This is a genomic window from Nocardia sp. NPDC051929, from assembly GCF_044548645.1.
Classification (GTDB): Bacteria; Actinomycetota; Actinomycetes; order Mycobacteriales; family Mycobacteriaceae; genus Nocardia; species Nocardia sichangensis.
Genome location: NZ_JBIUCG010000012.1, coordinates 251,185 through 266,365 on the forward strand (window position 1 = coordinate 251,185; position 15,181 = coordinate 266,365).

The 15,181-nt window shown below is 70.4% G+C and carries 1 protein-coding gene (cut by a window edge); it reads right to left on the reverse strand.

Annotated elements, in window-relative coordinates; translation table 11 throughout:
• On the reverse strand, positions 1-15,181 hold part of the coding region annotated (locus ACIHAX_RS18335; RefSeq protein ID WP_397278630.1) for a non-ribosomal peptide synthase/polyketide synthase (this coding region is incomplete at its 5' end). 15,913 nt of the annotated region lie beyond the right edge of the window; 15,181 of 31,094 annotated nt are visible.

The window sequence follows — 15,181 nt, forward strand, 5'->3', positions numbered from 1 at the left end:
CTATTCCGCGATCACGATCGTGATCTCCTCGCCCGCCGCGTCGGTCGATTCACCCGGCGAGGCGAACCAGTGGGTGACCTCGCCCTCGGTGAGGTCGGTCGCGAGGTCGCCGGTCGGGAGCACGGACAGGGCTCCGGCGGTGGCGGAGACCAAGAACTCCAGGACGGCGGCGCGGCCGGAGAGCGCGGTGGTGTACGTGGTTGACTCGTAGTCGATCTCGTGCTCCTCGCGCACGCGTTCGGCCTCGTCCAGTGCCTCGGACTGGGTGATCGCGACGACTCCGTTCGCCGTGGTGACGACGAACGCCGGGTGTTCCTCGCCGAGCGGGCGGACCCGGTCGGCGTAGGAGACCGGGTGCGCGGCCGCCGCGGCGATGTCCTGCTGGACCTGGGCGTCGTCGAGCGCCAGCCAGCGAATGTCGCTGTCGGCCACCGACTCCGAGCCGATGCCGAACCCGGCGCCCGCAGCGGTCAGTTCCTCGGCGGTGAGATCGCCCGCGAACAGGCATGCCGCACCGGCCTTCTGGACCGCCCAGGCCGCGACCACCGCGTCCACCGAACGCGGCAGCGTCACCGCGACCACGTCGCCGGGTCCGGCGCCGCGGTCGATGAGCACCCGGGCCAGCTGCGAGGAACGCCGATCCAGCGTGTGGAAGGCGACCTCGTCCTCGCCTGCCAGCAGCACGGGCGCGTCCGGGTCCTCTTCGACGACCTCGGCGAGCACCTTGGACACCGTGCGAGCGCCGACCCGGCCCACCGGCTCCGGCGTGGAAGCCGCGGCCGTGACGCCGGATTCGACCAGCAGCCGGGCCCGTTCGCCCTCGTCGAGGATGTCGATGTCCCCGACCAGCGCGTCCGGATCGCCCAGCAGCGCGTCGAGCACCCGCACCAGCCGTTCGGCGAGGGTCTCGACCTCTTCGGCGGTGAACCGGCTGCCCAGGTACTTCAGGGTCAGCTCGATCGTGGCCTCCGACATCACCAGCAGGGTCATCGGGTAGTGCGTGGCGTCGTTGACGCCGACACCGGTCACCGACATGCCGTCGATCGAGCTGGCGGCCGAGATCGCTTCCTTGTCCATCGGATACGACTCGAACACCAGCAGCGTGTCGAACAGTGCTCCGGTGCCCGCCACCCGCTGGATGTCGGTGAGCCCCACATAGTGGTGCTCGAGCAGACCCGCCTGGTCGCCCTGCAAGCGCCCGAGCAGCTCGCCGATGCTCTGGCGGTCATCGATGCGCAGCCGCACCGGCAGCGTGTTGATGAACAGACCCACCATCGACTCGACACCGGGCAGCTCGGCCGGACGGCCGGACACCGTCGCGCCGAACACCACGTCGCCGCGGCCGGTGAGACGTCCGAGCAGGATGCCCCACGCGGCCTGCACCAGCGTGTTCACCGTGACGCCGAGTTCGGCGGCGTGCTTGGTGATCCGGCGGGTGCGGTCGGCGTCGAGTTCGGTGACGACCTTGCCGATCTCGTAGTTCTCGGCGCCGCGCGGCTGCGGCGCGAGCTGGGTGGGTTCGTTGACCCCTTCCAGCGCCGTCGCCCAAGCGCGCAGCGAGGCGTCCCGGTCGCGCCCGGCCAGCCAGCCGAGGAAGTTGCGGTAGGAGGCCACCCGCGGCAAGGCGGTCTGGTCGCCGCGCACCGCGTACAGCACCAGCAGATCCCGCATGAGCAGCGGCATCGACCAACCGTCCAGCAGGATGTGGTGGGTGGTGATGGCCAGGTGCCATTGCGCGGCGTCGCTGCGGAACAGCGTGAACCGCATCAGCGGCGGCGTGGCCATGTCGAAGTGCGTCGCCTGATCGGCCGCGACCTGCCTGCGCAGTTCCGCGGTCCGCTCGTCGGCGGGCAGCCCGGTGAGATCCACCTCGCGCCACGGCGCCTCGACCCGATCCAACACCACCTGCACGGCCTGGCCGTCGGCGTCGGTGACGAACGCGGTGCGCAGGTTCGGGTACCGGTCGACGATGCCCTGAGCCGCCGCACGCAGCCGCGCCACGTCCAGCGTGCCGCCCAGGTCCACCACGGCCTGCATGGTGTAGACGTCCACGGTGGACTGGGTCATCATCGCGTGGAACAGCAGACCCGACTGCAGCGGCGACAGCGGCCACACCTCGGCCAGCGCCGGGTAGCTGCGCTCCCACTGCTCGAGGTCGGGCTGCCGCACCCGCACCAGCGGCATGTCCGACGGCGTGAAGCCGCCCGCGTCCGGCCGCCGCGCGTGGGTGGCCAGCGCGGTGAGCGCCTCGACCCACAGGTCGGCGAACTCCTGGACCCGCTCCCTGCTCAGCAGACCGGTCGGGAAGGCGAACGACGCGCCCAGGCGCGGCCCCTCGTCGGAGTCGGTGACGATGGCGTTGATGTCGATCGTCGCGTTGGCGGGCATGTCGAGGTCCATGTCGACATCCAGCTGACCCAGGTCGGCCACCGGCACCCAGCCGATCTCGGCGAGCTGCTCGGGGATCTCCCCGGCCGACATCCGGCCCAAGTAGTTGAAGCTGATCTGCCCGGACGAACCCAGGGTGGGCGCGGTCTCCGGATTCAGCTGCCGCAGCAGGCCGTAGCCGAGGCCCTTGTCGGGCACCGCGAGCAGCTGCTCCTTGATCGACTTCACGATCTCGCCGAGCGCGGCGCCACCGGCGAACGCGTCGGTGAGATCCGCACCGGCCAGGTCCAGCCGGACGGGGTAGGCCGAAGTGAACCAGCCGACCGTGCGCGACAGATCCGCGCCCGGCACGACGTCCTCTTCACGACCGTGGCCTTCCAGCTTCACCAGCGCCGCGTCCGAACCGTGGCCGCGCCAACGGGCGATCGTCATGGCCAGCGCCGAGAGCAGACCGTCGTTCACACCGCCCCGGTACAGGCCCGGGATCGCGGTGAGCACCGCGTCGGTGACCTCGGCGGGCACGGTGACCTCGACCCGCTCGACGGTGGCGAACGTGTCCACCGCCGGATCGAACGCACGCTCGCCGAGCAACGGATCCGGTGTGGCCGAAACCTGCTGCCAGAACGGCAGTTCCGCGACCCGATCCGGCGCGCTCGCCGCCTGGACCAGGCTGTGCGCCCAGCGCCGCATGGAGGTGCCGTTGGCAGGCAGCGCCACCGGCTGACCGGCGACCAGCTGCGACCAGGCCACCGCCAGATCCGGGATCAGGATGCGCCAGGACACGCCGTCGACCACGAAGTGGTGCGCGACGATCAACAGCACGTCCCGCCGCTCGCCTTCGAAGGCGAACCAGACGAACTGCGCCATGGCGGCCTCGGCCGGATCCAACCTGCCCAACGCACCGTCGAGCGCTTCGGTGGCCACGCGCGCCAGCTCCGCCTCGTCGGCGTCGGCGGCCAGGTCCACGCGGCGCACCAGCGCGTCGACGTCCACCGCGCCGTGCGGCAGGGCCTCGAACGTCCAGTCCCCGCCCGTGCGGCGCAGCCGCGACCGCAGCACGTCGTGGTGGTCGAAGACCGCGGCGATGGTGGCGACCAGTGTCTCCCGGTCGATGCCTTCGGGCAGCCGCAGCGCCATGGTCTGCGAGAACCGCTGATACGACGAGCCGCTCGCGAGGATCTGCCGCATGATCGGGGTCAGCGGGATCTCGCCGACACCGCCGCCGGGCAGTTCCTCCAGCCGCACCTGCTCCGTGCCCGCGCCCAGCGCGGCGATCTCGGCCAGCGAGGCCACGCTGCGCCGCTCGAACACGTCACGCGGAGTGAACAGCACGCCACGCGCCTTGGCCCGCGAGACCAGCTGGATCGACAGGATGGAGTCGCCGCCGAGCGCGAAGAACGAGTCGTCCAAACCGATCTGGTCGACGCCGAGCACCTCGGCGAACACCTCGGCGATGACGGCCTCGACCTCGCTGGCAGGCGCGCGGAACTCGCGCGGCGCCAGCTCGGGCTCGGGCAGCGCCTTGCGATCCAGCTTGCCGACCGGGGTCAGCGGGATCTCGTCGATCACCACGATCGCCGTCGGCACCATGTGCGGCGGCAGCGTGCGCGAGGCGTACTCGGTCAGCCTCGCCGTATCGATCTCCCGGCCCGGCGCGGCCAGCACGTAGGACACCAGGATCGTCGCGCCCGCCTCGGTCTTGCGGCCGATGGTGATCGCGTACTCGACGTCCTCGTGGCTCGCCAGCACGGTGTCGATCTCGCCCAGTTCGATGCGGAAGCCGCGGATCTTCACCTGGAAGTCCGAGCGGCCCACGTAATCGAGGTGCCACGGCACCGACGCCAGCGCGGCGTTGCCGGCCCGCTCGCCGGGTTCGGCGAACCAGCGCACCACGTCACCGGTGCGGTACATGCGCGCGCCCTCGTCGCTCCACGGGTTGGCGACGAACCGTTCCGCGGTGAGGTCGGGGCGGTTGTGGTAGCCGCGCGCCAGCGCGCCACCGGCCAGGTACAGCTCGCCCGCGACGCCCGGCGGCACCGGGTTGAGGCGGTTGTCCAGCACCAGCGCGGACATGCCGCGCACCGGGCGGCCGATGGTGATGTGCCTGCCCGGGGTGAGCTGGGCGTAGGACGAGATGATCGTCGTCTCGGTCGGGCCGTAGGCGTTGAAGTACTTGCGGCCCGGCCACCACTTGGCCAGCAGCTCCGGCGTGGTGACGTCACCGCCGACGGAGGCCACCTCGAGCGCCTCCATGCCTTCCGGATCGACCGTGCCGAGCACCGCGGGGGTGATGATCGTGTGGCTCACCCGCTCGGTGCGCAGCAGCTCCGCCAGGTCCGGGCCGCCGATGATGGTCGAGGGCACGACCACCAGCGTCGCGCCGGTGTAGGCGGCGCACAGCCATTCCAGCACCGACGGGTCGAAGCTCGGCGAGCAGATGTGCAGGAACCGATGGTGCGATTCCAGCTGGTAGAGATCCGCCGCGACGCCGACCAGGCCGCCCATGCCCGCATGGGTCACGGTGACGCCCTTGGGCATACCGGTCGAGCCGGAGGTGTAGATGACGTACGCCGGATGACGCATCGCCAGCACGGCGTTCCGATCGGTGTCGGTCACCTGCTCGGCGGGCTGGCTCTCGATCAGCTCGCCCAGCGCCGGGTCGTCGATCCGCAGCCACTCCACGTCGCGCGGCAGCCGGTCGACGTACTCGCTCGCGGTGATGCCGATGACCGCGCCGGAGTCGTTGACCATGTGCCGCATGCGATCTTCGGGGTAGGTCGGGTCGACCGGCACGTGCGCGCCGCCCGCCTTCGCCACCGCCCAGAACGCCGCGACCATCTCGTAGGAGCGCGGGAACGACAGCGCCACGATGCGCTCCGGTCCCACACCGCGCGCGATGAGCACCCGCGCCAGGCGCGAGGAGTACTCGTCCAATTCACGGTAGGTGATCGAGCGGCCCTGGTAGCGCACCGCGATCTGGTCCGGGTCCAGCCGCGCGCCGTGCTGCAGCAGGTCCGGCAGCAGGCCGGTGGCCATGACGTCCTCGCCCGCCACGTGCGTGAGCAGGTGGTACTCGGCCACGTCCAGCAGCGGCAGGTCGCCGATCGGGGTTTCCCGGTCGGTGGCGATCGCGGTGAGCAGCCTGGTGAACCGCTCGGCGAACACCCGCACCGTCTCGTCGTCGAACAGGTCGCGCGCGAAGGAGAACTCCGCGTACATGCCCGCGTCGTCGGGGTTCTCCCCTGCCTCGCGGATGGTCAGCGACAGGTCGAACTTGGCGGTGTCGACGTCGAAATCGACCGCGCCCACGTGCAGTCCGGGCAGCTCGAAGCTGCTCTCGGGCAGGTTCTCGAACGACAGCGCCACCTGGAACAGCGGGTGCCGCGCGGTGGAGCGCTCCGGGTTGAGCAGTTCCACCAGCCGCTCGAACGGCAGGTCCGCGTGCGCGAACGCCTGCAGATCGGCGTCCTTGGTGCGGGCCAGGAACTGGTCGAAGGTGAGGTCGCCGTCCACGTGCGAACGCAGCACCAGGGTATTGACGAACATGCCGATCACGTCGTCGAGTTCGGCCTCGCCGCGGCCCGCGATGGGCGTGCCGACGGCGATGTCGTCGGTGCCGGACATACGCGCCAGGAACAGCGCCAGCGCGGCGTGCACCACCATGAACAGCGTCGCGTTCTGCTGCCTGGCGATGTCGGTGAGCCTGCCGTGCAGCTCGCCGGAGATCGGGAACACCACTCGCCCACCCGCGAACGACTGCGTCGTCGGACGCGGCCGGTCGGCGGGCAGGTTCAGCTCGTCGGGCAGCCCGGCCAGCGCGGCACGCCAGTATTCGGCCTGCTGGGAGATCAGGCTCTGCGGGTCGTCCTCGGAGCCGAGCACGTCACGCTGCCAGAGGCTGAAGTCGGCGTACTGCACCGGCAGCGGCGCCCAACCCGGTTCCACACCGGCCGAACGGGCCGCGTAGGCCAGCATCACGTCGCGGGTCAGCGGGCCCATCGACCAGCCGTCGGCGCTGATGTGATGCGCGACGAACACGAGCACGTACGCTGTGCCGGCTCCCGCCCCGCCGCTCGCATCCGTGACGCGGAACAGCTTGGCCCGCAACGGAACCTCGGTGGTCACGTCGAACCCGGCGGAGATCACCTCGATGATCCGGTGCCGGATGTCCTCGGGCGCGACCGCTTCCGGCCGCAGGTCCGGCAGTGCCCGCTCGACGGGCACGATGACCTGGTGCGCCGCGCCGTCCTGTTCGGGGTAGACGGTGCGCAGGGTCTCGTGCCTGGCGATGACGTCCCCGACCGCCGCTTGCAGCGCTTCGACATCCAGCTCGCCGGTGAGCCGCACGGCCACCGGGATGTTGTTCACCGCCGAGGCGGTGTCGAACTGGTTGAGGAACCACATGCGCTGCTGCGCCAGCGACAACGGGATGTGCTCCGGACGCGGACCGGCCACCAGCTCGCGGCGGCCACCGGCCCCCGCGTGCTGCTCGACCTTCGCGGCCAGTCCGGCGACGGTGGAGGCTTCGAACAGCACACGCACCGGCACACGGGCATCCAGTGCCGCGCCGATACGCGCCGCGACCTGCGTCGCCAACAGCGAATTACCACCGAGCGCGAAGAAGTCGTCATCCGCGCCGACCCGCTCCACCCCGAGCACCTCGGCGAACACCGACGCCACGATCTCCTCGATCGGAGTCGACGGCGCACGGAAGGCTTGAATCTCGAACTCGGGTTCCGGCAGCGCCTTGCGGTCGAGCTTGCCGTTGACGTTCAACGGCAACGCATCCAACACCACGAACGCCGACGGCACCATGTACGACGGCAACCCAGCAGTGAGTTCGGACTTCACCCGCGCCACATCCACACCGGCCTCGGCATCGGCAGCCACCAGGTAGGCCACCAAACGGTCACCCGTCTTCGGATCCGACTTCGCGATCACCGCAGTCTGCGCGACCTCCGGCAGCACGAGCAACGCTGCTTCGATCTCACCCAGCTCGATACGGAAACCACGGATCTTCACCTGGAAATCCGTACGACCCCGATATTCCAGTTCGCCGGTGCCGGTCCAAGCGACCAAGTCACCCGTGCGATACATCCGCGCACCCGGCTCGAACGGATTCGCCACGAACCGATCCGCCGTCAGATCCGCACGACCGAAGTAACCACGCGCCAACTGCGCACCGGCGAGGTACAGCTCGCCGGAGACGCCGTCGGGCACCGGCCGCAGCCGGGAGTCGAGGACGTAGACCCGGCTGTTCCATTCCGGCGCACCGATCGACACGGAGGTCTCGTCGGCGAGAGTGACCCGGTGGCTGGTGATGGACACCGCCGCCTCGGTCGGACCGTAGAGGTTGAACAGTTCCGTGCGCGGGTGTTCCCGCAGGAACCGCTGCGCGACCGAACCCGGCAGCGCTTCACCGATGGCCAGCACCCGCCACAGCGAGTTCGGCATACCGGCGGTCAACAACGCGTCCAGCATCGACGGCACCACATGCAGCGTGGTGACCCACTCGCGAGCCATCAACTCGTTCAGGTACGCCGGGTCTCGGTGACCGTCCGGGGAGGCGATCACCAGGCGACCACCGCAGACAGCGGCCGACCAGAACTCCCACACCGACAGGTCGAACGTCGCCGCCGTCTTCAGCAGAATCGCATCCGCAGCGTCCAAACCGAATTCGACGTTCTTCCACTGCAACTGGTTCGCGATAGCGCCGTGCGGAACCGCGACACCCTTCGGGCGACCCGTCGAACCAGACGTGAAGATCACATACGCCGTGTTCTCCGGACGCAGGGGTGCGACCCGATCCGCATCCGTGACCGGCGTGGCATCCACACCCGACAAGTCGAGCTCATCGATCCGCACCACCGGCGCGACATCGGTACTGAACTCCGCCTCGGCGTTGCTCAACACACAAACCGGTGCCGCCGTCTCGAGGATGTAGCTCGTGCGCTCGGCAGCCTGATCCGGATCCACCGGCACATACGCGCCACCGGACTTCGCCACCGCATACATCGCCACGATCAGATCGACCGACCGACGCAACGCCAGCGCCACTCGCGACTCCGGACCGACACCCAACGAAATCAGATGCCGCGCAAGACGATTCACCCGAACGTCGAGTGCGCCATAGGTGATCGACTCGCCGTCCTCGGTGACGAGCGCGACTTCCTTCGGCCCGGCCGCGACCGTGGCGTCCAGCAGCGACACCAGCGTGGCGGAGGTGTCCACCGGCTGGTCGGTCGCGTTGCGCGCGGTGAGCAGCTGGGTCCGTTCGGCGGCGTCGAGCAGTTCGAGGTCGCCGACCGGGGTGCGCGGCGCGGCGATGATCTCGCCGAGCAGGCGCGCGAACCGGTCCACGAAGCCCTGCACCGTCGCGCGGTCGAACATGTCGGTCGCGTAGGTGAAGAAGCCGGTGATGCCCTCGGGCGCGCCGGCGTCGTCGTAGCGGTCGGTCGCGATCAGGTGCAGGTCGAACTGGGACAGCTCGGTGTCGATGTCCAGGCCGGACACGCTCAGGCCGGGCAACTCCAGCGCGGACTGCGCCAGGTTCTGGAACGACAGACCCACCTGGAACAGCGGGTGCCGCGCGGTCGAACGCACCGGGTTGAGCACCTCCACCAGGCGCTCGAACGGCACGTCGGCGTTGGCGAACGCCTGGATGTCGGTCTCGCGCTGGCGGGCCAGCAAATCGGTGAACGCCTCGCCCGCCTCGACCCGGGTGCGGAACACCAGGGTGTTGACGAACATGCCGATCAGATCGTCCAGAACGGCTTCGCCACGGCCCGCCATCGGCGTGCCGATCGCGATGTCGTCGGTGCCAGACAACCGGGCCAGCAGCACCGCCAGCGCGGTGTGCACGACCATGAACAGCGTCGCGCCCTCCGCACGCGCCAGCTCGATCAGCGCCTGATGGGTTTGCGCGTCCACCCGCAGCTCGACCTTGCCGCCCGCGAAGGACTGCACCGCGGGGCGCGGCCGGTCCGAGGGCAGGTCCAGCTGATCGGGCAGCTCGGCCAGCGCCTGGCGCCAGTAGGCGACCTGCTTGGCGGCCAGCGATTCCGAATCCTCCTCGTCGCCGAGCAGCTCGCGCTGCCAGATGCTGTAGTCCGCGTACTGGACTTCCAGCGGCGCCCAGTTCGGCGCCTCGCCCGCCGACCGCGCGGCGTAGGCGATCATCAGGTCCCTGGTCAGCGGGCCGACCGAGGAGCCGTCACCGGAGATGTGGTGCACGACCATGGCCAGCACGTAGTCCACCGACCCGTCCGCCGGAGTCTGCGCGCCCTCCCCGGCGATCTGGAACAGCGCGACCTTCACCGGCACCTCGGTCGTGACATCGAAGATCGTCGAGGTCAGCGCCACCACGGCGGACTCGATCTGCGACGGCGCGACCACCCGCACCTCCAGGCGCGGCACGGCTTGGGCGGGCGGCAGGATGACCTGCACCGGGCCCGCCTCGGTCTGCGGGTACACCGTCCGCAGGATCTCGTGGCGGCTCACCAGGTCCGCGATCGCGGCACGCAGCGCGGCCACGTCCAACGCGCCGGACAACCGCACCGCGATCGGCACGTTGTAGGCCGCCGACTGGGTGTCGAACCGGTTGAGGAACCACATGCGCTGCTGCGCCAGCGACAGCGGGATGTGCTCCGGCCGCGGGCCCGCCGTCAGCGCACGGCGGCCGCCCATGTCGGCGTGCTGCTCCACCCGCACCGCCAGCGCGGCGACGGTGGACGCCTCGAACAGCAGACGCACCGGCACCCGCGTGTTGAGCGCCTCACCCAGGCGGGCGGCGACCTGCGTGGCCAGCAGCGAGTTACCGCCCCAGGCGAAGAAGTCGTCGTCCAGGCCGAGGCGCTTGGCTTCGCCGCCTTCGCGATCGGACAGCCGCAGCACCTCGGCGAAGGTGTTCGCCACGATCTGCTCGATCGGCGTGACCGGCGCGCGGAACACCGCCTTCTCGAAGGTGGGCTCCGGCAGCGCCTTGCGGTCCAGCTTGCCGTTGGCGTTGAGCGGCAACGCCTCCAGCCCGATCAGCATCGACGGCACCATGTACGACGGCAGCTCGGCCGACAGCGCGGACTGCAGAGCCCTCTTGTCCAGCGCGCCCGTGCGGGTCACCACGTAGGCGACCAGCCGATCGCCGATGCTCGGATCGGTGTGCGCGACGACGGCCGCGGCGCTCACCGCGTCCTGCCGCAGCAACGCGGCCTCGATCTCGCCGAGCTCGATGCGGAAGCCGCGGATCTTCACCTGGAAATCGGTGCGGCCGCGGTAGTCCAGCTCGCCGGAGGCGCTCCAGGCCACCAGGTCGCCGGTGCGGTACATCCGGTCGCCCGCCGCGCCGAACGGGTCGGCGACGAACCGGTCCGCGGTCAGGTCCGCACGACCGAAGTACCCGCGCGCCAACTGCGCACCGGCCAGGTACAGCTCACCGGAGACGCCGACCGGCACCGGCCGCAGTCGCGAGTCCAGCACGTAGACCCGGCTGTTCCACTCCGGCGCGCCGATCGACACCGACGCCTCGTCGGCATCGGTGACCAGGTGGCTGGTGATCGACACCGCCGCCTCGGTCGGACCGTAGAGGTTGTGCAGTTCGGCGGCGTTGTTGCGGCGCAACCGCTGGGCGGTCGCGGCGGGCAGCGCCTCACCGATGGCCAGCACCCGCCGCAGCGAGTCCGACAGGCGGCCACCGGATTCGGTGAGCAGCGCGTCCAGCATGGACGGCACCACGTGCAGCGTGGTGACGCCGGTGGCGCGCATCAGCTCGTTCAGGTACGCCGGGTCGCGATGCCCGTCGGCGGACGAGATCACCAGGCGGCCGCCGGAAACCGCGGCCGACCAGAACTCCCACACCGAGAGGTCGAACGTCGCCGCCGTCTTCAGCAGCACCGCGTCGTCCGCGCCCAGCTCGAAGACAGATGTCTCCCACTGCAACTGGTTGGCGATCGCCGCGTGCGGGACCGCGACGCCCTTCGGCTGACCGGTGGAACCGGACGTGAAGATCACGTACGCGGTGTTCGCCGGGGTCAGCGCACCCGTGCGCTCGGCCGCGGTCACCGGAGCCGTCGGGTACTCGGCGAGGTCGAGCCCGTCGATCTGCACGACATCGGCCGCCGCGGTGCGGAACCCGTCGCGGCCGGTGGTCAGCACGCACACCGGCGCGGCGGTGCCCAGGATGTAGTCGGTCCGCTCGGCGGGCTGATCCGGATCGATCGGCACGTACGCCGCACCGGCCTTCGCGACCGCGTACATGGCGATCACGAGGTCGCTGCTGCGGCGGATCGCCAGCGCGACGCGGTCCTCCGGGCCGACGCCGCGGCCGATCAGGTACCGGGCCAGTCGGTTGACCCGCGCGTCCAGCCCGGCGTAGGTCAGCTCGCGACGGCCGGTCGGCTCGTCGGCGACCAGCGCCACGGCCGCCGGGGTCGCGGCCACCGTGTCATCCAGCAAGGACACCAGCGTCGCGGTCTGGTCGACCTCGTGGTCGGTGGCGTTCCACGCGGTGAGGATGCGCTCGCTCTCCTCGGCCGCGAGCAGGTCGATCTCGCCCACCCGCACCGTGGCGTCGGCCGCCACCGCGTCGAGCACCCGCAGGAACCGGTCGGCGAAGCCCTGCACCGTGTCCTCGTCGAACAGGTCGGTGGCGTAACCGAATTCGGTGATGATCTCGGCGGGCGTGCCGTCGTCTGCGTACCGGTCGTAGAGCGTGACGTGCAGGTCGGTCTTGGCCAGCTGCGAGTCGAAGTTGACCGCGCTCACCGTCAGGCCGGGCAGCTCGAAGGTGGTCTCGGCCAGGTTCTGGAACGACAGGCCCACCTGGAACAGCGGATTGCGCGCGGTCGAGCGCACCGGGTTGAGCACCTCGACCAGGCGCTCGAACGGCACGTCGGCGTTGGCGAACGCCTCCAGATCGCGTTCCTTGACGTCGCCGAGCAGGTCGGCGAAGCGTTCACCGGACGCCACCCGGGTGCGGAACACCAGGGTGTTGACGAACATGCCGATCAGGTCGTCGAGTTCGCGTTCGCCGCGACCGGCGATCGGGGTGCCGACCGCGATGTCGTCGGTGCCCGACAACCGCGACAGCAGCACCGCCAGCGCCGCGTGCACCACCATGAACAGCGACGCGTTGTGCGCGCGCGCCAGTTCGTGCAGGCGGGCGTGCCGCTGCGGGTCGATCTCGAAGCGGATCGCCTTGCCCTGGAACGACTGCGCGGGCGGGCGCGGCCGGTCGGCGGGCAGTTCCAGCTGATCGGGCAGATCCGCCAGCGCCTGACGCCAGTACGCCACCTGCTGCGCGGCCAGCGATTCCGGATCGTCCTCGGATCCGAGCACCGCGCGCTGCCACAGCGCGTAGTCGGCGTACTGCACCGGCAACGGCTGCCACTGCGGCGCCTCGCCCTGCACCCGCGCCACGTAGGCGGCCATAACGTCGCGGGCCAGCGGACCCATCGACGAACCATCGGCCGCGACGTGATGCACGGTGAACGCCAGCACATGGTCGTTGTCCGCGATGCGGAACAGCGCCACCGCCAACGGCACCTCCACGGTGACGTCGAAGGTGGTCAGCGCGAAGCCGATGACGGCGCCGAGCAGGTCGTCCTCGGCCACGTCGATCGGGGTGAGCGCCGCCGCGGACCGGTCGGCCGGGCGGATCACCTGATGCGGGCCCTCCGCCGAGCGCGGGTAGGTGGTGCGCAGTACCTCGTGACGGGCGAACACGTCGCCGATGGCCTGCTCCAGCGCGGCCACCTCCAGCGTGCCCGACAAGCGGACGGCCAGCGGGATGTTGTCCACCGCCGAAGTGGCCGTGTCGAACTGGTTGAGGAACCAGTACCGCTGCTGCGCGGGCGAGAGCGGGATGCGCGCCGGGCGCTCCCCCGCCTCCAGGCGTGGCCGGTTCCGGCCGGACCCGGCGTTGCGCTCCACCCTGGCGGCCAACGCCACCACGGTGGAGGCCTCGAACAGGTCGCGCACCGCGAGCCTGGTGTCCAGCGCGGCGCCCAGCCGCGCGGTCACCTGGGTGGCCAGCAGCGAGTTGCCGCCGAGTTCGAAGAAGTCGTCGTCCAGTCCGACCCGCGCGACACCGAGCACGTCACCGAAGGTGCCCGCCACGATCTCCTCGATCGGGGTGGACGGCGCGCGGAACACCTTGGCCTCGAACACCGGCGCGGGCAGCGCCTTACGGTCCAGCTTGCCGGAGGCGTTCAGCGGGAACGCCTCCAGCACGACGAACGCCGACGGCACCATGTAGGCGGGCAGCTCGCCGCCGAGCTCGGAACGCACGCCCTCGATGTCCACCGAGCGGCCCGCGGTCGCGATGACGTACGCCACCAACTGGTCGCCCAGCCGCTCGTCCGAGCGCACCACGACCACGGCCTGGGCGATCGAGTCCAGCGCGGTGAGCGCCGACTCGATCTCGCCCAGCTCGATGCGCAGACCGCGCAGCTTCACCTGGAAGTCGGTGCGGCCCAGGTACTCCAGTTCGCCCTTGTCGGTCCAGGAGACGAGGTCGCCGGTGCGGTACATCCGCTCGCCCGGCGCGCCGTACGGGTTGGCCACGAACCGGTCAGCGGTCAGATCGGGACGCGCGACGTAGCCGCGGGCCAATTGCACGCCCGCGAGATACAGCTCACCCGCGACACCCACCGGCACCGGGTGCAGGCGCGAATCCAGCACGTAAACCTGGGTGTTGAACACGGGAGCGCCGATCGGCACCGACACCGTGTCGGCCTCGGTCACCTCGTGATAGGTGACGTCGACCGCGGCCTCGGTCGGGCCGTACAGGTTGTGCAGCAGCGCGCCGGTGAGTTCCTGCATCCGCTGCGCGGTGGCGGCGGGCAGCGCCTCACCGGAGGCGAAGACGTTGCGCAGACTGGTGCATTCGTCGGCGCGTTCCTCGGCCACGAACACCGACAGCATCGACGGCACGAAGTGCGCCGTGGTGACCTGCTCGCCGGTGATGACCTGCACGAGGTAGGCCGGGTCGCGGTGGCCGTCGGGCTTCGCGACGACCAGGCGCGCGCCGACCTGCAACGGCCAGAAGAACTCCCATACCGACACGTCGAACGTGGCCGGGGTCTTCTGCAACACCACGTCGGTGTCGTCGAGGCCGTACTCGTCCTGCATCCACACCAGACGGTTGACGATCGCCGCGTGCGAGACCGCCACACCCTTCGGGCGGCCGGTCGAACCGGAGGTGAAGATCACGTACGCGGCGTTCGACGAGCGCAGCGGCGCACGGCGATCCGCATCGGTGACCGGCTTGTCGGAGTACCCGGCCAGCGAGACAACATCGATCTCGATCGCCGGGGTAGCGCCGGCGTCGAACTCGTCGCGCGAAGTGGTGAGCACGCACACCGGCTGCGCGGTGTCGAGCACGTAGCGGGTGCGGTCGGCCGGATGGTCCGGATCCAGCGGCACGTACGCGCCACCGGCGACGCTCACCGCGTACATGCCGACCACCAGGTCGATCGAGCGGCGCATGCCCAGCGCGACCATCGAGTCCGGGCCGACGCCCAGCGAGATGAGGTGCCGGGCCAGGCGGTTCACGCGCGAGGCGAACTCGGCATACGTCAGCGTCACGTAGTGACTCGATGAGGGGTGGTGGTCGGGCGACGGGTGGGCCAGACTCGTCCCCTCGAACGTCACGGCGGTCGCGTCCGGGGTCCGCGCCAGCTGCGCGGCGAACATCGACACCAGGGTGGCGTCCGGGTCGACCGCGTGCGCGGTGTCGTTCCACCGCTCGAGGACCTCGGTGCGCTCGACGCTGTCGAGCAACTCGACATCGCCGACG